Here is a 20,584-nt window from a genome sequence, read left to right as displayed (position 1 = left end):
TAACTTATAAAATGCACCTCTAAAGTAAGTAACTTTATTGGATTTGAATAGCTGAACTCTGGAGTCAAATATGTCTAACTGGGTTGATGCAAAAGTAAAAAATGTAACATGGTGGAGTGAAACACTTTTTAGCTTAACGGTTCATGCCGATGTAGAGCCATTTAAAGCAGGGCAGTTTACAAAACTTTCAATAATGGATGGCGACAAACGCATAGCGCGTGCTTATTCATACGTAAACGCGCCCGAAAATCCTGACCTAGAGTTTTATCTTATTAACGTAGCTGATGGACTTTTATCGCCTTACTTAGCTAAATTGCAACCTGGAGATACCGTATTAATTGAACGCCGAGCCACCGGCTTTTTTACTCTTGACGAAATACCACAAAGCGAGCAGCTTTGGATGCTCAGTACAGGCACAGCAATTGGTCCATTTTTATCAATGCTGCAGCAACCCGAAGTGTGGGAAAAGTATCAACATATAAACTTAGTGCATGGTGTGCGCTTTAATAATGATTTAAGTTACCAAGCGCTTATTAACGAGCTTTTAAAAGTATATCCGGATAAGTTTAACTATATTCCCGTTGTAAGCCGTGAGGAGCCATTACAAGGGCTTAATGGGCGAATAACTAACGCTATTGCCAACAACACTCTATTTACGCACGTAAAACTAGAGCCAACACCTAATAATGCTCAATTTATGATTTGCGGCAACCCACAAATGGTAAAAGATACAACCGAGCTTCTTATAGGTAAAAACTTTAAACGAAACCGACGCAGAGAGCCTGGCCATATAACAGTCGAACAGTACTGGTAAGGGTTTTGTGCGTACATAATCACTACCCGCAAACTCTAAAATTTGCTATGTTGCACCACATTACGCGTTTAGTGTTTATATTAGGAAAGTTATGAAACCGTTACCAATTATTTTAGCTGCATTAATCACCACCGTAGCATTAATTACTTATGCCGCAGATCAGCAACCTGAGCCAAACGAGCCTGAACAAAAAAGTACAGAGCAAGCAGTTGTCCAAAAAGAAAATGTGACTAACGAAGATAAAAATACGCAAAACAACAACACGCCAAGCGTTAGCGCAGAGGTTGAGAAACCTCAAAAAGTTGAATCGACTTCAGAACCCATGCCTAAAAGCACTAATACGGATAAATCAGATACTGATAAAAAAGTAGACGATAAACTAAATACAATTGAATACACAGCACCTGAGCTTAAAAAGCCTGTAATCGACACCACTAAAGCAGACGATTCAAAAGTATTAGGTAACGAAACACCAAAGCCAGTAGAAAAACCTAAAAATAAAATAGAAAAAGCAGTTGCGGTAGCCGAAGCTGAAAAAGCAGTCACGCAAGCAAAAGAAGCACTTACGGTTAAGCAGCAAACTAAAGCTAAACAATCACGCGAATCACTCGCAGTGGTAGAACAATTAGTTAAAGCGTACAACGCACGTAACATAGAAGAATTTATTCGAGTATATGATGAAGACGTAGAGTTTTATATTTTCCCAGATGAGCTATTATTTAAAGGAAAGGAAAAACTAATAGCACGTTACGGGCTTATGTTTAAAAAACTAAAGTGTATTCACTCATCACCAATTAAGCGCATAGTGCATGGTGATATAGTAATAGATCACGAGCTATCAGAAACCTGTTCAACCGATGAAAAGGTGATAGATAAGCGCTCAGAGCTCATTTCGAGCTATCAAGTTAAAAATGGTAAAATAATACGCGTATTATTTTTTAGATAAGGGTTAATATGCAAGTAAGCGACGAGAAAAAAATTCATTTAATGTACCGAGTCGAACCGGGCTGTTTGGGTCCTGATGGCGTAAACCATATTGAAGATTTTTGTCGCTTTGCTAATAAGCATATTAAGTCACCTTACTACAGTCAGTTTGTATTTTTACCGCGTTACGATAAACAAAAAAGTGAACGTCAATATAGCGTAAATAGCCGTAACTTATCGCAAGTTCAAGCAAAGGCTTATTTAAATCACTTTGAAATACATATAGATAATTTTGAAGAACAACTAGACGAATTAATCGCCAAATCAATTGATTTATACTTTAAGCGTTAACGCTTAAAGTATTTTCATCACTTATACCTTCCTGTTAACCATCAACATCTATATTTACCCAGCGCGATGTAAAATCGAACCTACAAAAAAAGGGCCTAAGCCCTTTTATGTTTACACTATTTTTTTGTATAGCTCAATTTAGCAAGCTAACAAAGCAATAATTTAATAGCGTGTTAAACCTGCTCGCCTTCAACAATAGTATTAAAGCTATCGTTGTCGTGTAAGCTTGCAAACGCACTTTCGTGCAATAGCTCATTACGTAAGTTAGGTGAGTAGTCTAATGCCATTTTTATATCGGCTAGTGCATCGGCATGTTTATGTGTAAGTGCGTAAGCACAAGCTCGTTGCCAGTACGCATAACCATAGTCACTGTCTATATCAATAGCTTGGTTGCAAAGCTCAATAGCTTGGGCTGTCTCGTTTATTTCAAGTAATGCATCGGCTTTATACGCAATTGCTTCTACGTCTTCTGGTTTGCGTTTTAAAATTTCGTCAAAAATTTCAATTTTATTTGCAAAATCACTTTCTAAATTTGCACGCATCCACAATGAATGAACCTCGTTAGTAACCGAGATGCGTTCTTGGTTGCTGAGTATTTCTTCAGAGCGTACACGTAGTTTTTCTTCAAGAATTTTTAATCGGTCTTCATATTCATCAGTAATTACACTTACTCTTGTATTTACAATGTCTTCTACTTTATTTTTAACATCGCGCAGCGAGTTCCAACCAACTAATACCAAAATAGATGCAGTTGCGGTAATAATAAAAAATACATTATTAATAGTGTCAGTAGTGTACGTAATCGCTCGATCGGCAGTATCTAGTTGCGCGTGGGTAACTTGTTTAGTTACATCTTCACGGAGTTTTTGCTGATCTTGGCGTACGGCTTTAAGTTCATCTAAAACATAACGCTCAAGAAGCGGTTTATACATAGGCTCTTTTAATTGGTCTAGGGCTTGTTGTTTGTCTTGTTCAGTAAGAGCGTCTGCTCTTTGCTCTGCTGCACTGGTAATGCCCGAAAAAAATGTAAAACAAATAAAAAGTAGTGATATGTAATAACGCATTCGTACGCCTAATTTAATTAATTGCAATAGCAACTTTAACATGCACGACTAAAAGTCACTAGAGCTGGGAGGCGTTTATATGTGTAAGCTAAATTTACTTTAGCGTGTTATTTATCGCAGAGACAAAGTTATATAGCAAAGTTGGCTACATTTAATGCGTTAATGCATTAATATAAAAAATAAGCAAAAAAAACCCAGTTCAAAATGAACTGGCTAAAACTGCTTAAAACAACAAAAAGTTGCAGGGATTCACAGGAGAGAAACTACATACTAACTAAATTTAGCTGAACAATTACTTAACTTAATTCAATTAGTTAAAAATAACGGGATACATTAAACAATGTGTAAAAAGTAAAGGTGCATTGGGCTTATTTAATGCACCTTTAATAACTACAATTTCATGGTGAAGGGGGGTATTCCAATGTGCGATTTGGTAAAACCAAAGCCACTTTCAAACCCTTCACATACCATTACGCCGGCATTTTCAAATTCGATCAGTCTTTTTCAATAAGTAATAAAAATAATGCAAAAGTATATCCGTAGGTGCGATTTTACATCGCGCTCATGTAACTGCATGTCACAGATCTTTATACCCAAGTTTAAGAATATAATTTGTAGACGTTGAGCTTGCTCACGTTAGAAGCGCAGCTTCTGATTATTTAGGCATAAAGTTTTGTGTACAGGGTTTAATATATATGTGCTTTAACAATTTTGTAAAAGCGTTGCTTTTAAACGCCAGCAAGCAGCGCGTCTACAGGTGTTACACCCAAGTTTAAGAATATAATTTGTAGACGTCGAGCTTGCTCACGTTAGAAGCGTAGCTTCTCAGTGTTTAGGTATAGAGTTTTGTATATATAGTTTGATGTATATGTGCTTTAACAATTGTGTAAAAGCGTTGCTTTTAAACGCCAGCAAGCAGGTGTTACACCCAAGTTTAAGAGTACGACTTGTAGACGTCGAGCTTGCTCACGTTAGAAGCGAAGCTTCTCAGTGTTTATGTATAGGGTTTTGTGTATGTCGCTTGATGTATGTGTGGTTTAACGATTTTGTAAAAGCGTTGCTTTTAAACGCCAGCAAGCAGCGCGTCTACAGGTGTTACACCCAAGTTTAAGAATATAATTTGTAGACGTCGAGCTTGCTCACGTTAGAAGCGTAGCTTCTCAGTTTTTATGCATTGGACTTAATATAACGAGTTTAATATATATGTACTTTAACAATTTTGTAAAAGCGTTGTTTTTAAACGCCAGCAAGCAGCACGCCTTCAGGTGTTTATACCCAAACTTAAGAGTATGACTTGTAGACGTCGAACTTGCTCACGTTAGAAGCGCAGCTTCTCATTGTTTATGCATTGGACTTAATATAACGAGTTTAATATATATGTGCTTTAACAATTTTGTAAAAGCGTTGCTTTAAACGCCAGCAAGCAGCGCGTCTATAGGTGTTTATACCCAAGCTTAAGAATACGTCGAGCTTGCTCACGTTAGAAGCGCAGCTTCTCAGTGTTTATGTATAGGGTTTTGTATACGTGGTTTGATGTACGTGTGCTTTAACAATTTTGTAAAAGCGTTGCTTTTAAACGCCAGCAAGCTGTGCGTCTACAGGTTTTATACCCAAACTTAAGAGTACGACTTGTAGACGTCGAGCTTGCTCACGTTAGAAGCGTAGCTTCTCATTGTATTTATTTTTTATTCCCTAAGCGCTTTTCTAAAAGCGTTGCTTTTAAACGCCAGCAAGCAGCGCGTCTACAGGTGTTACACCCAAGTTTAAGAATATGACTTGTAGACGTCGAGCTTGCTCACGTTAGAAGCGTAGCTTCTCATTGTTTATGCATTGGACTTAATATAACGAGTTTAATATATATGTACTTTAACAATTTTGTAAAAGCGTTGCTTTTAAACGCCAGCAAGCAGCGCGTCTACAGGTGTTTATACCCAAGCTTAAGATTATAATTTGTAGACGTCGAGCTTGCTCACGTTAGAAGCGCAGCTTCTCATTGTTTAGCCCATTGTTTAGCTCAGTTTTACAAAGATAGACACAATCCCAAAATGGATATTCCCCAGCTTTATTTACAAGCCCAGCGCGTAAAGGGTTAGCGACTATGTAACGTGCTTGATTGATTAAATCGTCCTCGGTTTTAAGTTGATGCTCAAAATAGTTTTGCTGCCAAACTTGTCCGTTAAAACAATTAAATTTATTAATCTTCACTGTGGTAATGCTTTTGTACTGCCTAACAACATTATTAAGAGATAAATCTTCCAATTGAAATAACCAATGTAGATGATCTGGCATCAGGGTATAGCAAATCGTATTCACTTTATTTTGCATATAAATCAGACCTCTTGCAGCTATACACGCATTTTCAAAATTTTTGAATAACGGGGCTCTTTGTTTTGTGCATATTGTTACAGAGTAAAATTTATTTTTAGAGGAATAACGACCTGTTAATAATTTTTTAGAGGAAACCATAAGTATCTTTTTTAAACATATTATTATTAATATAGATAAAAAGCAGCCTTAAACAAGTTTTACCAGCGTTGCTTTTAAACGCCAGCAAGCTGTGCGTCTACAGGTGTTTATACCCAAGTTTAAGAATATAACTTGTAGACGTCGAGCTTGCTCACGTTAGAAGCGTAGCTTCTCATTTTTTATGCATTGGACTTAATATAACGAGTTTAATATATATGTACTTTAACGATTTTATAAAAGCGTTGCTTTTAAACGCCAGCAAGCAGTGCGTCTACAGGTTTTATACCCAAGTTTAAGAGTACGACTTGTAGACGTTGAACTTGCTCACGTTAGAAGCGAAGCTTCTCATTGTTTATGTATAGGGTTTTGCATATGTGGTTTGATGTATATGTGCTTTAACGATTTTGTAAAAGCGTTACTTTTAAACGCCAGAAAATCGAGCCCACAGGTATTTATACCAAAGCGTCCATATTCATAACCCATAAAAAAACGGCGCTAAATTTAGCGCCGTTTTTATAAGTAATTAAAAAATGCTTACGCTTTTTTCTCTTCACAACTTGCAAGGTATTCGTCAAACGTGCCTTGGAAATCGACTACTTTTTTATCTTTAATATCAATAATACGCGTAGCCAATGACGATACAAACTCACGGTCATGGCTTACAAAAATTAGCGTACCTTCAAAATCTTTAAGCGCGTTATTAAGCGCTTCAATGGCTTCCATATCCATGTGGTTAGTTGGTTCGTCCATAACAAGCACATTAACGTCTTGCATCATTAACTTACCAAATAACAAACGGTTTTTTTCACCACCAGAACAGTTACGCGCTTTTTTGTTTGAATCGTCGGCTGTAAACAACAAGCGTCCTAACATGCCACGTACCATTAAATCGTTATGGTTAACTGTGCGCCATTGCGACATCCAATCAAACAACGTTAAATCATTATCAAAATCTTTAGTGCTGTCTTGTGGGCAATAACCAAAGGTCGCATTTTCAGACCATTTAATTTCGCCTTCATTACTTTTAAGTTCGTCTACTAAACAGCGTAAAAAGGTTGTTTTACCTACGCCATTTTCACCGATAACAGCAAGCTTAGCACCAGCTTCAAGTAACAAATCGCCACCAGTAAATAACATTTCGCCATCAAAACCATGACCAATCTTATTAACTTCAAGCGCTTGACGATACATTTTTTTACCTTCGTCAAACGAAAGTGATGGGCTCATACGGCTTGACGACTTAACTTCATCAAGCTTAATTTTATCCATTTTTTTAGCGCGCGAACTTGCTTGTTTAGCTTTAGATGCGTTAGCACCAAAACGGTTAACAAAGTCTTGTAGTTCGTCAATTTCAGCGCTCTTTTTAGCGTTTTCAGCTAAAAGCTGTTCGCGTTGCAGACCAGCCGCTTCTAAAAATTTCTCGTAGTTACCTGGGTAAATACGAAGCTCGCCATAATCAATGTCAGCCATGTGTGTACATACTGAGTTTAAAAAGTGACGGTCATGCGAAATAATTATCATCGTACATCTACGTTTATTTAGCTCGTTCGCTAACCACGTAATAGTATGAATATCCAAGTTATTGGTAGGCTCATCGAGTAGCAAAATATCAGGGTTTGCAAATAACGCTTGTGCTAAAAGCACGCGTAATTTCCAACCTGGTGCTACGTTTGCCATTAATCCGTAATGAAATTCTTTATCGATACCCGCTTCAAGCAAAATTTCTTCAGCGCGACTTTCGGCCGTATAACCGTCCATTTCTGCAAATACGCTTTCAAGCTCAGCTACTTTCATACCATCGTCTTCGCTCATTTCTGGCAAAGAGTAAATACGTTCGCGTTCTTGCTTTACTTTCCAAAGCTCCACGTCGCCCATAATTACAGCATCAACAACGCTAAATTCTTCAAATGCAAATTGGTCTTGGCTTAGGTTACCTACTTTTAACCCTGGAGTAATAGATACATTACCCGCACTTGGTACAAGCGCACCGCTTAAAATTTTCATGAAAGTCGACTTGCCGCAGCCGTTAGCGCCAATTAAACCGTAACGGTTACCGTTACCAAATTTAGCTGAAATGTTTTCAAACAACGGCTCTGCGCCAAACTGCATCGTAATATTTGCGGTGGAGATCAAAAAGGTAATCCTAGATTAGTACTGACAGGAGTACGCTGCAGCAACACGCCACAAACAAGAACCAGACAATAGGGTAAATTAGCTGGCGAATTATACAGATCAGCCACAACGAATGAAAGATAAAAGGTAGCTAATTTATAACCAAGTTTAAATAACCATTATTTTACATCTACCAGCTTTACGTCAGTGCCTAAAAACTCGTCGACTAGTTAACCTGAACTCTGGATAATAAATCTATCTCAAGCAGCTATTTTCAGCGCTAGCTGCGTTGAATTTACTTGCAATAGACCCGCTATTGACGCGTAAATTCGCCTTGTTTTCACTGAAAAATCTCTGGCTAGAGAAAATAAATAAAAATATCATTATGATTCAGTCTGTTAGTAAATCTCTTAACCAGAGTTCAGGTTAATTATTAAAAAGCGCATCTAACTGAGTTTTTTTACTTTTAATAAGCGCATTAATAATGAGCATATCTTTTTCGCGAGTATTGCGTTTGCTAAGCATAAGATGCACAGGGTTTTTATTTATAAAAGGAATGGCCGTTAAAAGCTCAATAGTAGGCATGCTCTTTACAAAAAAACCGCCCGCTAAGTTATCTTCAATAATAAAATCAAGACGTTGTTTTACGAGCATTTCAAAGCGCTTTTGTGTAGCACTGGTATACTCAATTTGATCTGGGTGTGTTTTTTTATAACGCTCAAACTCAGCACCATAGTAACTACCAAAATTAGCGCCAATAGTTAACCCTTGATCAAAAATATCAGCAAGGTTTGTTATATTATGTGGGTTATTTTTGTTTTGGTATAAACGCATAACCTCATCGCGATAACTGTCACTAAAGTAAACGTATTGCGCACGATCTTTGGTATAACTGCCAGCCCAGCCTAAATCGATACGACCATGCCTAATTTCGGTAAAAGCGCGTTTTGAGTTGGGTAACATTTCTACTTTGAAACAAAAAGGCGAGTCTTCAAAAATAATATTAAGCGCTTCTACCTCAGAGCCTTGTAATTTACCATTTACGGTAACAACATAAGGAGGCCAAAAAGCATCGTGCGATGCAACACTAAATGTTCTTTCGCAGGCAGCAGCACTTAAAGGAATGATAAAAAAAACATATAAAAAAAGTATTTTTAGTTGCTTCATTGCGCCTCAACTTTAGCTGTTTTAGTGTGATATTAATACAGTATAAACCAGCTTGAGTATTTAGCTGTGGAATTGTCGCTAAACGCATCAATAGGTACACCTAAAGTAACTATATAAATAACAGGATAAGTTATGTCGCCAGCCAGAATACGCAGTGACGTTATAAAGCTCAGTGAATTAAGCACTAAAAAACCAGATTATTATTTTGTACAAGGTTATTTAATGGGGTTAGGCGCATTACCCCAAATGCTTTCCCCGAGCGAGTGACAACCTTTAAATTTTTATTGAATAGTAGGGAGCACACTTGTTAAGCGTGCAATGTCAATGTCGGTTATGTTCGCAAAGCGTTTAAAGTGTGTAGGCCATTGTTGCGTATATAATTTAACCTCATTTATTATTTTATTTGCTTGTGAGGTATTCAAACCAAAGCGCTGTGTTTGAGACAGTAAATTGTCAATGCTGGCATATCGTCCATCATCGCCTAAGCCAATACCGTGTTGTTTTGAATTATTAATTGGCGTTATGTCATAAGCAGGGCTCATACGCCATACTTGCTCAGTAAAGCAATATAAAAAAGCATGGTTACGGGTATGGTCATCTGTATTACCTATAAACGCGTTAAATACCATACGCTTGTATAGCTCAATCGAATCATCCGCAAATACCCCTGTATTGTGGCGTATAAACTCAGCAAGCTCCCCATACGAGTAATACGTAGCCAAATCACTTAACGCCACTTTAGATTTTTGTAGCAAGCTATTGGCACTCAAAAAGTGATGAGTCGGTAAACCTTCGCCTACATCAAATCGTTCAACTAGCAAAACATCACCATTTTCGGTTGCATGAACGCAGGTATTAGCAGCACGAATGCCTAGCTCTTTTGCCATACACATAGTCGCGTGCTCTGCCCTTACTAAATTAAATAGATCGTCAGGGCGATTAAACTTAGCTAAATAAAGTTTGTTTTCAATTTGTACTGATGTTTTAGGCCTAGCTCCACCCATACTTTGACCAAATTCAAACGCCTTTTTAGCTTCATTCGAAATTGCTTTGTTTTCTAATAAATCATTTTTTGCTTGATCAAGTAATGCTAAGTCAGCCAAAGTATTTTTATTCGTTTTATGTTTTGATGCGCTACGCGACAAACTAAATACCAATGCGCCTACACCAAAGCCCGAACCCGCCAGCAAAAACTCTAACTCGTTTTGTGGTTTAGTATCGTGTAATGACAAAATGAGTTTACGCCCCCACGAATCTGCACCGGCATCACTTAATACCCCAAATACTCCCTTGTTTGCAGAGTAATTAAATATGCCAGGCTTTAGTGGTAAGTGAATAGGGTCGAGCGCAAACGCATCTGCACGTGCTAAATAGCTTTTTCCGTAGTTAAACTCACCACGCCCTATTTTTGTATCTAACTTATAAAAGCCACAAATAACGGGCTTGCTTTCAAGCCCGTCAATAAACACATAACATTCAGAAGTCATCGTTAATAACCTGCGCTTTATTGGTTTTACGTTGCCGTGTATTGTAGCCACCTACATCGGCGGCTAATTCATTAATTTCATCAAGGAGCGATCCTTGTAATTGCAACACAACTAAAGCTTCAAACAAAATATCGCTTTTAACTGTCTCGCCTTGCTCAAGTTTTTGCACTGTAGAGCGCGACACGCCAATCATTTTTGCAAAGGTGCTTTGCGTGTAATGCAAAGTGCGGTGCTGGCGTATTAAATCACCTAATCGCTGCGCCATTTTTAAAGCTTGTTTCGATCTCATTAATGATTACCTAATCAGTCATTAAGGTGTTAATGATTATTTTAGCGGTATTTGGCTTATTTACAACTAAAAGTGATGATTTAAAGGTTATTGATAATTTTTTTGTTGGTATTTTAAATTTCATACCGCGTGTGTCACTCATCAGTGCTTAATAACAGCAGTGTACTAATTTAAAAGTATCTATTTATTAAGCCTATATTTTTTGTGCTTGTTCCTGTAGATTAAACAAATAATGAATGCAGCATTAACAGCACCTTAGTTGTTAAACATTAGCCAAGGAGCGGTGAGTCTCATGTCAAACACCACACTTACTTATTACAGCCAAAATGCCAAAGCCTTTAGCGACTCAACACTTAACGTTGATATGTCGGCGATTTACGCTGAGTTTTTACCGTATGTTGCACAAAAAGGGCATATTTTAGATGCCGGTTGTGGCAGTGCGCGCGACGCCGCATTTTTTAAAACGCAAGGTTTTACGGTGAGTGCATTTGATGCAAGCCCAGAGCTTGCAGAGTTGGCAAGCAGTTACTTACAGCAACCTGTAGCGGTTAAAACATTCCAAGAGCTAAATAGTGTAAATCAATACGATGGTATTTGGTGCTGCGCTAGTTTATTACACGTTCCAAAAGCTGAGTTACCACAGGTATTTTTAAACCTACAAAATGCACTAAACCCAAATGGTGTTTTGTATGTATCGTTTAAATATGGCAATACAGAGCGTATGCACAATGGTCGTGAATTTACCGATTTAAACGAACATGCTTTAACTGCATTAATTGATCAACACACCCAACTTAAAATAATAAAACAATGGCAAACAGTCGATCAACGCCCAGAGCGTGAAAGTGAAGTTTGGCTCAATGCGCTAATGCAACGTCCAACCAGTAAAGGCGAATAGCTATAATGAATATGAGTATTACAAACCAGTTTGAACACTGCGACCAAGCGCTTTTGAAGTACGGTTATAAGCTACTTGAACAAAATACCGTTGGCAGATTGTATATAAAAAACAATAGTACTGCTGTATTTATTGATACAACTCTTTTTCAATTAAAGCCATCAGATTATCAATACGTTGAATACACCAGTTACCAAAATAAATTGATGCATAAGTACCAAGGCTTGTATCGCTTTATTTATGATGTAGATACTTCTTTATCAATTGAGACACAAACGCTATTTCAAGGCGAACTTGATATTTTTCTTGGTTCAGAAGAACAGCAATTAGATAAAATAAAAAGATTTGGAGCTGATCGCACCGAAACCCACACTGATCCAACGCCACCTGAATATAATTTCACCCAATTATTTGAAGCCGTGTTCGGCGCTCAATATTTACATGCACTTGAAGCTGAAAGTAAATACATTGATAGTGCAGGGCACGTTCGCTATATAGATTTTGTTCTGACAAGAAGTAACGGTCTTAAAAACCAGAGTAATATAGCTATAGAGCTTAACGGAGAGCGTTATCATCACCCGCTTATAATTGGTTTAAAAAAATATCGTTCGCAATTATTTAAGCAAAACTCATTAGTTTACGATGGTTATTTAGTTTTTAGATGGTCAATCAGAGGTATGAGCGACCATTACAAGTTTAGTGATCAAATGCATGATTATTTCGGTGATCCTAAAAGCTTTAGTGCTGCACCTAAATACTTAGCAGAGCGTGATTTATCATTTCAGCTTTTAGATCACCAAGATCAAGCTGTAAATAGTATTTCAAATCAGCGCGAGAAAGGTAAAAGTACTTTTTTAGTTGTTTTACCTACTGGTACAGGCAAAACAGAAGTATTTATAGAAGATTTAAAAAATCAAATTGATGCTGGTATATGTAAGAAAGCTTTAGCAGTAGTACCTAGTACAGCTTTAAAAAAACAATTAAAAGAGCGATTAGGTTTAAGGTATCCCCAATTAAAAGTGGGTGAGTTATTAACAGATCCAACACTTGATGTTGTAGTGCAAACGAGCGCTTACATGATGCGCCATTACAGTACCATGCAATCACAATCTTTTGATTATATTCTGATTGATGAAGCTCATCATGCAGTAGCGACAGGATTAAGAAAAGTAATTGAATACTTTAAGCCTAAAACACTATTAGGGCTTACTGCAACAGACGAAAGACCCGATGCCCAAAAGCTGCAAGATATATTCGGTCGCTACAAAGTCGATTTAACTTTAGAGCAAGCAATCCAAAAAGGACTTGCTCCGCAAATAAGAGCTTACCGGCTTCAATCTAACATTGATCTATCGCAAGTACGTTTTAATGGCAAAGACTATGTAAAGGCTGATTTAAATAAAACCGTACTAGTACCTTCGCGCGATCAATTAATTGTAGATCTAATCAATAAATACTTTGCAGAGCCCTTAATTGAGGGTAAGCCACTAAAACAAGGTGTTGTGTTTTGCACCGACATAAAGCACGCCCAACGAATAGCGCAATTGTTTAATAAACATGGAATTAGCGCACAAGCAGTACATGGCTCTGATCGCAAAGGGCTTGATGAATATCAAAAAGGGGATATACGCTTTTTATGTGCTTGCGACCTACTTAACGAGGGGTGGGATGCGCCACAAACTGAAATTTTAGTTATGGCGAGACCCACAATGTCTAAAGTACTTTACACCCAGCAATTAGGGCGCGGTACGCGTAATTACAAAGACAAAGAAGCGCTTATTGTTATCGATGTAGTAGATAGCTATGGCGCAGCTTTGCAACCAATGTCAGTACACGGCTTATTTAACTTTTCTACTTACAAGCCATTTGAAAATATAATCAAAACAGAAGTTCCAACATCCGAAAGCGAAGCAATTGAGTTAGATCGTTTATACGAAGGTGAGCGCCGTATTGAGAAAGTAAACATATTTACTTTTGAACATGAATTCGGTGGTTTACTAAATGAAGAGCAGCTTGCTCGCGAGTTATTTATTTCAACAGGCACAGTAAAAAGTTGGGTTAAAAAAGGAGATATAATCCCAGCAAAAACACACCCATTTGGTAAACACACATTAAACTATTTTAGTGAATCGCAGTTAAAGCAAATCAAAATAGACAAAAATATTAAAGAACGTACCGAAGATTCAAGACGAGATGATTTTTTTGAATTTTTACAAAGTCGAGATTATTCATTCTCATATAAAATTGCTTTTTTACTTGCCTTTATAAGTGAATGTAATGCACAAGGCGAAGCCCAAATTTCGAAACTTGTGTTGCGATATCAAAGTTTTTACAAGCAGTTACAAGAAGAGTTCGGACAAGCAGAAAAAGACAAAAACCCGCTTAATGATAAAGAACGCTTAAACGATACTGCTTATTTAACTCGTAGTTTATTAGCGAACCCGTTTGAAAAGTACGAGCGTAAACGTTTTATTTATCACGCAAAAGACCTCAACATTATTTCGTTTGACTCAGTACTGTGGGAAAAGCTAGATGAAAACGCACTTGGCGAAATCAAGCAGCAATATATTCAAGACGGTAAAGATTATTACCAAAAAATAGGTCTTAAGCTTCAAAACCACCACTTCAAAGCATTACTTTCATTTGAAGAGCAAGTTGATAATACAGTTGTAAATATTACTCCTGCACAAAGCAGTAATGATGAGGAACTATTTACAAGCCAATTAAAAACTGTAAATGAGGTAATCAAGCTGCCGTACTTCCCTAATATTAAAATAGCGTGTGGGCATTTTAAAACAGGCGATAGCAGCGATGTTGAATATTTAGATGCACCATATGGAGCTGGCAAGCTCGATCCTGAAGTTCATTTTTTAGCGCGAGCATCAGGTAACTCAATGAACGGCGGTAAAAATCCAATATACGATGATGATTTACTGCTACTTGAGCTTATAACATCCGACAAAGCGGGATCGCTACGTGGTCAAATAGTCGCGATAGAGCGAGATGATATAGGCGGCGACGGGCAGTATTTACTGCGAAAAATTAATAAATTACCCAATGGGCAATATGAGCTAATCGCTCAGAACCCAGATTACGAAGTAATGATTGCAGATGAAAGTATGCGAACGTTCGCACGGTTCAAACAAGTAGTTGTGGAATAGGTATAGGCGCGATTTTTAAAGGGTTTAACGGGGATTTGAAAGCTTTATTGAACGTGAAAATTTAATGTTTTTAGGATTGGAGAGTCAAATGGAAGAGCGAGAATGCTTAGCTTGTGGGTTTATTATTGAACTAGAACAAGGTGTTAAAGTTAAACAATGCCCGAGTTGTAAAAGGTTTTATGATAAAGTGAAACTACAGGTTGAAAAGGGTAAAAGTTTTACACAAATAACAATTAACCCATTAGATAAAAAAGTGATAGAGGTTGAACCAAAGGAATCGATCATAACTTTTGAAAAAGAATGCCCATTTTGCTCGGAATATATCAAGAATACAGCTAAGAAATGTAAGCATTGCGGTGAGATATTAGATGTTGTTCTTAGGGCCGCAGATGAATCAAAAAGAGTTAATAATGTTTTTATGAATTCATCATCAGCTGCAGTAGCTGTTACCCAGCCTAAGTCTTTCCCACATCTATTACACTTTGTACTTTCTTTAATTACAGGTGGTCTTTGGATTATTATTTGGATAATCCATTACTTAGCTAGGACAAGATAAAAAATATAACCAATATTGGTAATTAAATAGATAATACATAGTTTTTAAAAACCTCTATTCGAGGTTATATCGCGTTGGTGATGGCAACAAGGACGCCTGCCGCCGACCACCCTTTGGAATCCCACGGCGCACCCGAGGATCACACTGTGTCCTCAAGTTAAAAATTTATGTGAACGTAATCGCCGTGTATTCGCCATCCATGGCGAAGTCACGGCTTAACTTGCATCCATGCAAGTGATTACTCATCAATTTATAACTTTTGGGTGTGATCACGGGGATTAGAGTGTGTTGATAGATTGGTATTTATAAATGTAGTCGCGGTTTTACATCGAGCTTTTAGTTGTAGGCGCTGAGCTTGCTCGCGCGAAAAGCGAAGCTTTTTAATTGTATAAGGTTTGAGCAAAAAAGTTATGTACGAAAATCGTTTTACTAAATGGATGCGCTGGACAGATAGAAATTCAGCAGACTGTATTAATTACCCTGGAGTTTATATCTGTGCAATTGCTGATGAAGATTTATCTGGTTGTAATTTTTCTTGGACTACAAACATTGTTTACGTAGGAATGACTAACTCATTAAAAGGCTTGAAAGGAAGGTTAAAGCAATTTGATAACACCATAATTGGAAAAAGTGGGCACGGTGGTGCAGACCGTGTCAGATATAAGCACCAAGATTATGAAAAGTTAGTACCAAATTTATATGTAACTGTTGCTCCCTTTGAGTGTGATGTTAAATCAAGCACCCACGTGGATTTAAAGATAATGGGAGAGGTCGCTAAATTTGAGTATGTCTGTTTTGCACGTTTTACAGAGTTATTTGGACAACTTCCTGAGTTTAATAATAAAAAGAAATCGCCCAAATATAGTTTAACTTTAGGCAGGAATAATTAGTTTAAAATGGGATTAAATACCTACATACCCAGATATTTTCTGTTTGATGGGTGCACCAAAAGGCTAATATTACTGCTACCCTCTTGAAACACCAATACGTACCCGAAAATTACACAATGACGTTAATAATCTGAACACAAGCAGTGAAGATAGCCCATTCATGAGCAATATGCGCCTTGTAAACAACGATGATTGGAAATTACTTCAATAGAGTTCTAAGATCTGTACTCCAGTTCTTTGGTCGAAATTTTGTTTTCTCTACAACAGGCATAACCCCAGCTCGTTCGAGCCAGTAATTTATACCATTACTTGCTTTTACTTTTATTAACTCTGAACCATTAAAGTTGATGGTTTCTAAGATTCCATAAACGTAAGTGTTTTCTCTTAAATATAAACATTTACTATTTGTATGTTTAAAAGCGTTACTCTGCTTGTTATTCATTTTTGTAATTGCTAGTTTCCAATCATTAACATCAGGACAAGCTGTACTCCCCCATTTAAATCTTAGATAGCTTAATGAGCTTTTGGTTTTAATGGTGGTACATGGTTTTTTCATACCACATTTGATAGATTTCGATTTATTGTTGTTTAATTCGATTTTCTCAGATTTAGATTTACAAGGCTTGTCTGTAAAACTCACTATACCTTTCGTTTCGCATTTGTATATTTCAGCTTTTGATATAAAGGGGGTTAATGCTATTAACAGTAATATTTTTTTCATATAATTTCGCTTTAAAATTAATTTAATAAATGCAATCAAACTTATTTAAGGCTTAGATACCTTACTTAGCTCATCAACTAAATTATGCGTAAATGGCCATGGGATCCCCCCCTTTCTAGTTAACTCTTTCAAGTCAGGTGTAATTCTTTCGATATTTTTTGCTGCATCTCGAAATAATCGATTTTGTTTAGCTATATTTTTTTCTTGTTCCCCTAGCCGCTCTTTTTCTTTTTCTAATTTGTACTTCTCAAGTGTAATAGATTCTAAAATAGCTAGCTTTTCATTTACTGAATCTTGAGTTGCGTCTCTATATTCATATAGTTTTATGATTTCAAATTCTAAGTTTAATTTTTTTTGAGAGAGCTCACTAACTTCATTTTCTAGGCTTCGGTTAAATTTTTCTATTAACGAAGCCTTTTCTTTTTCAAACATCTCTGAAGCTCTTTTTTTATTTTCTTCTAGCGTAAAGATTTTCACTCTATCTAATTGATTTATTTCTACTAACAGCTTTTTTTTCTGGTTTATTAAGTTTTGGTTTTTAATGTTTATCTCGTTTATCAGTTTAATTTCATAAGCATCTATTTTATTTTGTATATTTGACCTCTGGGCTATGTATTCATTGATTTGAGATAATTTTTTCGAAGCATGCTTGATATTCTCTACAAGCCCTTTATATTTTATTCTGTATGCATTACGAATTTTAGATTCGTCTTTGTTTACAATTACCTCAAGATTATTTTTAGTATATGATAAATCACGTAATTGCGCTTTTAGAAACGTTACGGCTGAATATAAGCTTGTTTTTTCTTGTTCGTATTTATTCAAAAACTCCCTTCTTTCAAATATTAAATCTTTAATTGATTGACGTTCATGTGCATGGCATAGCTCTCCTATAAATCCAGCGGGAGCAATACTCAGCCATTTTGCATTTGAGCTATCAAATAAATCACTCACTTCTTCTAATGTTATTACTTCAGAGGTAGGAATAAAATTACTAAAGTCGAATTCTATAGCGTTTTGATTTAACCTTTTATACTCGCTGATTTTATCAGTGCCACAGAAGTGAGATACCGCGATTTCAATTAAAATTTGCTCACCCTTTGAATAACCAATCACGTCAGGAATTCGTTTAGAATTATCAATAGGAGTTTCAATTTCAACATTATCAAAAATAAGTGTGAAGTGATAAGGAGCAAAATTACCAATTGGTATTGTTAGCTTTTTATTATTATTAAGTACTTCTTTAGCTAATAAGTGAAGTTCTGTTTCGTAGTTCCATTTACAGTTCTTTGCTTTTTGATCATCTGGAGCATGGGCGAAGTGGTTTGCTTGTATAGCTCCTTTTTTGGCAATTAACTGTGCTCCGCAATCAACGCAGATACAATTACATTTTAGACCTTTTTGAACATCATCAATACTCGTGATCCAGTCTTGCTCATTATATGTTCTAGTCATCTTATAATTATGGCTCATTAAATATCCTTATTATGATTTATCAACCAACCGCCAATTTCCAGCCCCATGCCACATTTCACTTGGCATGGGGCTTATTAATTTCCAGATTATATTCATCGGCTGACTGCCGTTATAACTTTGGTATTTTACCTCGCCGTAGCTTACAAATCCCATAGTTCGGCCGTTTTCGTCTTTGCATTGTTCGCGCACAAATAACTGGATGGTTTTGCCTGTTTACTGTTGCTTAATATAACTTAGACCACTGCCATGTTCTGTGCGGGCGCTGTTTTGCGTTTGCCAATGGAACAGAGTAGAGCTGATTGCATAATCGTGATACAGCGTGGTGGGCTGAGAAGGTCTTTTCGCACTTGTTGAGTTAATCACGATTCAAATTTTGCTCAATTACTTGTGTAATTAATTGCTCATAAATACCAATTTTCTGCATAAAATCACTCCTAGTATAGAGCGTTTAGTTTACTTTAACACGTTACAGCCACAAGTATTAACCGTCTAAGTTAAGTCTTAACCGAGAGATAAATTACAGGGCGATGCAGAAAAATAATCCCCTTTAACTTCACCTGCAAACACATAATTAATGAGTAATTACCTCGCATGGTGGAGTTTTGTTTCCGACAAATACTAAGAGGGTCGGCGGTATCTGTTCTTTGGTCGTCATTGCCGACGTGATATTAAGTAAAAGCTGCGCTTTTAAACGTCAGCAAGCAGCGCGTCTACAGGTGTTTAGGTCAGTTTTGGTTGTTAACGTTAGCTGGGAGTTGTGACTAATCACTTAAAGTTAAAAATCAAAAGCGCGATGTAAAATCGCACCTACAAGTGCTAAAGCTTAATAGGCATACTGATCTCACAATCTTTGCATACTAAAGAGTAACTTTCTTTGCGTTTGCTTGTTTTAGTATTGGTGCTTGAGCACTTAGGGCATTGCGTTTTCATTGGTGTATTTGCACTGCAATTGCCGCATTTAACAAAGTAACCATAACGGCCGGAAAGAGGCTGTAAATTACTCGAATTATTACATTGCTTACAAGTTAATGTTATCTCTTGGATTTGCTCCGTTTTAGACTCAACTTGTGCCGTAATAGTTTGCTCAGCCGCTATTAAACTCTCATCGTATGCAGGTTTTGATTCACTTATCTTTGCTGATACATGTGAAGGCTCTTGTAAGTTAGGCGATATATTTTGCTCTAAAATAAATTGGCAAATTCTATCGAGTGATTCTTCACTGAACCAAGGTCTTACATTGGTTGAAAAAAAATGAAGTGCATTAGGTATAGACGCAGGAAGCTTCATTATATCTAGTAGTTTATCGGCAATAAATTCTGATTTAACTAGGGCGTGTTGATCTTTGCGGTATAAAAAACAAACAGCATGAGGATAAGGTATAATTGAATTCGCTAAAAAACGTTACACCGAACCCTCATGCCAAGATTAATGTTAACAGACGCGACATGGAATGTCTTATCAAAAGTAATGCACTTAAGTGGTCGAATTTATAATAAGCCTGAGCATAGAAAAACGCTCGAAGGCATACTCTATAAGATGCGTACCGGTATTCCTTGGCGAGATTTACCGTCTTATTTCGGCTCGTGGAGTGCTATCTATAGACGATTTAATTTATGGTCCAAAAAAGATATTTTGAATGAATTATTTCGTGTGTTATCCCACTATGCTGATATGGATTGGATCTTTATTGATGGCAGTATTGTCAGGGCTCACCAGCATAGTTGCGGTGCAAGAACCGCTGGCAATGAATCAATCGGTAAGAGTCGAGGTGGCAATTCGACTAAAATTCATCTTGCAGTAGATAGCGGAGGATTGCCTGTTTATTATGAATTATCCTGTGGAAATACGCATGATATCGTCCATGCAGAGTCACTTGTAGACAATTGCCCAACGAGTAATGTGGTTGTCGCAGATAAAGGCTACGATAGTGAAAAACTAAGAGAGTTTATTCGTGATAATAGCGCTACACCCGTTATTCCACGCAAGGATAACAGTTTAGTGGGTAATGAAGATATTGACTGGTGCATGTACAAATATAGGCACTTAGTTGAGAATGCCTTTGGTCGGATCAAACAATATAGAGGGATAGCTACAAGGTATGAAAAGCTTGAACGGAATTATCATTCCATGCTCGCTTTAGCATTTACTATGATGTGGCTACCAATGTGGGCTGATTAATATATATACTACAAAGATCAACAGCCCCTA

The 20,584-nt window shown here is 36.9% G+C and carries 18 protein-coding genes and 1 pseudogene; 9 read left to right on the top strand and 10 right to left on the bottom strand.

Translation table 11 applies throughout. From position 1 onward, the window contains the following. Nucleotides 1-70: 70 nt before the first annotated feature. From L647_RS0123165 to L647_RS0123155, 3 genes are all read left to right on the top strand, one after another. Complete coding sequence (locus tag L647_RS0123165; RefSeq protein WP_024613085.1) at nt 71-814, top strand: ferredoxin--NADP reductase; 744 nt, start codon at nt 71-73, stop codon at nt 812-814. Between the two features lie 322 nt (nt 815-1,136). Continuing rightward, complete coding sequence (locus L647_RS0123160) at nt 1,137-1,760, top strand: nuclear transport factor 2 family protein (RefSeq protein ID WP_343223113.1); 624 nt, start codon at nt 1,137-1,139, stop codon at nt 1,758-1,760. 8 nt (nt 1,761-1,768) lie between these two features. Next, nucleotides 1,769-2,089, top strand: coding sequence for a hypothetical protein (locus L647_RS0123155; protein ID WP_024613083.1), 321 nt, complete (start codon nt 1,769-1,771; stop codon nt 2,087-2,089). Between the two features lie 173 nt (nt 2,090-2,262). Here L647_RS0123155 and L647_RS0123150 read toward each other — a convergent pair whose 3' ends face one another. The 4 genes from L647_RS0123150 to L647_RS0123135 form a co-directional block, all read right to left on the bottom strand. After that, complete coding sequence (locus L647_RS0123150; RefSeq protein ID WP_024613082.1) at nt 2,263-3,153, bottom strand: tetratricopeptide repeat protein; 891 nt, start codon at nt 3,151-3,153, stop codon at nt 2,263-2,265. A gap of 1,974 nt (nt 3,154-5,127) precedes the next feature. Then, complete coding sequence (locus L647_RS0123145) at nt 5,128-5,619, bottom strand: transposase (protein ID WP_076917077.1); 492 nt, start codon at nt 5,617-5,619, stop codon at nt 5,128-5,130. Nucleotides 5,620-6,153: 534 nt separating this feature from the next. Beyond that, nucleotides 6,154-7,752, bottom strand: a complete 1,599-nt coding sequence (locus L647_RS0123140; protein ID WP_076917076.1) for an ABC-F family ATPase — start codon at nt 7,750-7,752, stop codon at nt 6,154-6,156. Nucleotides 7,753-8,157: 405 nt separating this feature from the next. Next, nucleotides 8,158-8,898: a transporter substrate-binding domain-containing protein gene (locus L647_RS0123135; protein ID WP_024613079.1), complete on the bottom strand. Its 741-nt coding sequence runs from the start codon at nt 8,896-8,898 to the stop codon at nt 8,158-8,160. A gap of 132 nt (nt 8,899-9,030) precedes the next feature. Between L647_RS0123135 and L647_RS1000000126750 the strand changes: the two genes are divergently transcribed. Then, a complete protein-coding gene (locus tag L647_RS1000000126750) occupies nt 9,031-9,165 on the top strand; it encodes a hypothetical protein (RefSeq protein ID WP_275451935.1) in 135 nt (44 codons plus the stop codon). A gap of 14 nt (nt 9,166-9,179) precedes the next feature. Here the strand turns inward: L647_RS1000000126750 and L647_RS0123125 are convergent, their stop codons facing one another. Next, entirely contained in the window at nt 9,180-10,385 is a 1,206-nt protein-coding gene (locus L647_RS0123125; protein WP_024613078.1) for a HipA domain-containing protein, read from the bottom strand. Further along, on the bottom strand, nt 10,375-10,674 hold the full coding sequence (locus L647_RS0123120; RefSeq protein WP_024613077.1) for a helix-turn-helix transcriptional regulator: 300 nt from the start codon (nt 10,672-10,674) through the stop codon (nt 10,375-10,377). Before L647_RS0123120 ends, L647_RS0123125 begins: the two co-directional genes overlap by 11 nt. Before the next feature lie 292 nt (nt 10,675-10,966). Here L647_RS0123120 and L647_RS0123110 point away from each other — a divergent pair, with 292 nt between their 5' ends. The 4 genes from L647_RS0123110 to L647_RS0123095 all read left to right on the top strand — a co-directional run bounded on the left by L647_RS0123110 (nt 10,967) and on the right by L647_RS0123095 (nt 16,179). Next, nucleotides 10,967-11,572, top strand: coding sequence for a class I SAM-dependent methyltransferase (locus L647_RS0123110; RefSeq protein WP_024613076.1), 606 nt, complete (start codon nt 10,967-10,969; stop codon nt 11,570-11,572). Between the two features lie 5 nt (nt 11,573-11,577). Next, a complete protein-coding gene (locus L647_RS0123105) occupies nt 11,578-14,733 on the top strand; it encodes a DEAD/DEAH box helicase family protein (RefSeq protein WP_024613075.1) in 3,156 nt (1,051 codons plus the stop codon). Between the two features lie 88 nt (nt 14,734-14,821). After that, nucleotides 14,822-15,289 carry a hypothetical protein gene (locus tag L647_RS1000000126295; protein ID WP_050582017.1) on the top strand — a complete coding sequence of 156 codons (468 nt, stop codon included), beginning with the start codon at nt 14,822-14,824 and terminating at the stop codon, nt 15,287-15,289. A gap of 410 nt (nt 15,290-15,699) precedes the next feature. Further along, nucleotides 15,700-16,179 carry a hypothetical protein gene (locus tag L647_RS0123095; RefSeq protein WP_024613074.1) on the top strand — a complete coding sequence of 160 codons (480 nt, stop codon included), beginning with the start codon at nt 15,700-15,702 and terminating at the stop codon, nt 16,177-16,179. 199 nt (nt 16,180-16,378) lie between these two features. Here L647_RS0123095 and L647_RS0123090 read toward each other — a convergent pair whose 3' ends face one another. The 4 genes and pseudogenes from L647_RS0123090 to L647_RS0123080 all read right to left on the bottom strand — a co-directional run bounded on the left by L647_RS0123090 (nt 16,379) and on the right by L647_RS0123080 (nt 19,663). Then, on the bottom strand, nt 16,379-16,900 hold the full coding sequence (locus tag L647_RS0123090) for a hypothetical protein (protein WP_024613073.1): 522 nt from the start codon (nt 16,898-16,900) through the stop codon (nt 16,379-16,381). A gap of 45 nt (nt 16,901-16,945) precedes the next feature. Further along, nucleotides 16,946-18,373, bottom strand: coding sequence for a hypothetical protein (locus L647_RS0123085; protein ID WP_024613072.1), 1,428 nt, complete (start codon nt 18,371-18,373; stop codon nt 16,946-16,948). Nucleotides 18,374-18,385: 12 nt separating this feature from the next. Then, a pseudogene (locus tag L647_RS1000000125550) lies at nt 18,386-18,731 on the bottom strand (DUF3427 domain-containing protein); the annotation flags it as partial. A 461-nt stretch (nt 18,732-19,192) separates the two neighbouring features. Beyond that, entirely contained in the window at nt 19,193-19,663 is a 471-nt protein-coding gene (locus L647_RS0123080; protein ID WP_024613071.1) for a hypothetical protein, read from the bottom strand. Between the two features lie 129 nt (nt 19,664-19,792). Here L647_RS0123080 and L647_RS0123075 point away from each other — a divergent pair, with 129 nt between their 5' ends. Next, a complete protein-coding gene (locus L647_RS0123075) occupies nt 19,793-20,554 on the top strand; it encodes an IS5 family transposase (RefSeq protein WP_024611512.1) in 762 nt (253 codons plus the stop codon). Nucleotides 20,555-20,584 lie beyond the last annotated feature (30 nt).

This window comes from Pseudoalteromonas sp. TB64, assembly GCF_000498095.1.
Taxonomy (GTDB): Bacteria; Pseudomonadota; Gammaproteobacteria; order Enterobacterales; family Alteromonadaceae; genus Pseudoalteromonas.
Note: the sequence above shows the minus strand (reverse complement) of the source record. Positions and strands in the feature narration are given on the sequence as shown.

Coding starts and splice junctions, on each gene's coding strand:
- L647_RS0123135 (WP_024613079.1), bottom strand. CDS start 8,898: ATGAAGCAACTAAAAATACTTTTTTTATATGTTTTTTTTATCATTCCT.
- L647_RS0123080 (WP_024613071.1), bottom strand. CDS start 19,663: ATGAAGCTTCCTGCGTCTATACCTAATGCACTTCATTTTTTTTCAACC.
- L647_RS0123165 (WP_024613085.1), top strand. CDS start 71: ATGTCTAACTGGGTTGATGCAAAAGTAAAAAATGTAACATGGTGGAGT.
- L647_RS1000000126295 (WP_050582017.1), top strand. CDS start 14,822: ATGGAAGAGCGAGAATGCTTAGCTTGTGGGTTTATTATTGAACTAGAA.
- L647_RS0123150 (WP_024613082.1), bottom strand. CDS start 3,153: ATGCGTTATTACATATCACTACTTTTTATTTGTTTTACATTTTTTTCG.
- L647_RS0123120 (WP_024613077.1), bottom strand. CDS start 10,674: ATGAGATCGAAACAAGCTTTAAAAATGGCGCAGCGATTAGGTGATTTA.
- L647_RS0123075 (WP_024611512.1), top strand. CDS start 19,793: ATGCCAAGATTAATGTTAACAGACGCGACATGGAATGTCTTATCAAAA.
- L647_RS0123085 (WP_024613072.1), bottom strand. CDS start 18,373: ATGAGCCATAATTATAAGATGACTAGAACATATAATGAGCAAGACTGG.
- L647_RS0123160 (WP_343223113.1), top strand. CDS start 1,137: ATGCCTAAAAGCACTAATACGGATAAATCAGATACTGATAAAAAAGTA.
- L647_RS0123110 (WP_024613076.1), top strand. CDS start 10,967: ATGTCAAACACCACACTTACTTATTACAGCCAAAATGCCAAAGCCTTT.
- L647_RS0123145 (WP_076917077.1), bottom strand. CDS start 5,619: ATGGTTTCCTCTAAAAAATTATTAACAGGTCGTTATTCCTCTAAAAAT.
- L647_RS0123095 (WP_024613074.1), top strand. CDS start 15,700: ATGTACGAAAATCGTTTTACTAAATGGATGCGCTGGACAGATAGAAAT.
- L647_RS0123105 (WP_024613075.1), top strand. CDS start 11,578: ATGAATATGAGTATTACAAACCAGTTTGAACACTGCGACCAAGCGCTT.
- L647_RS0123155 (WP_024613083.1), top strand. CDS start 1,769: ATGCAAGTAAGCGACGAGAAAAAAATTCATTTAATGTACCGAGTCGAA.
- L647_RS0123090 (WP_024613073.1), bottom strand. CDS start 16,900: ATGAAAAAAATATTACTGTTAATAGCATTAACCCCCTTTATATCAAAA.
- L647_RS0123125 (WP_024613078.1), bottom strand. CDS start 10,385: ATGACTTCTGAATGTTATGTGTTTATTGACGGGCTTGAAAGCAAGCCC.
- L647_RS1000000126750 (WP_275451935.1), top strand. CDS start 9,031: ATGTCGCCAGCCAGAATACGCAGTGACGTTATAAAGCTCAGTGAATTA.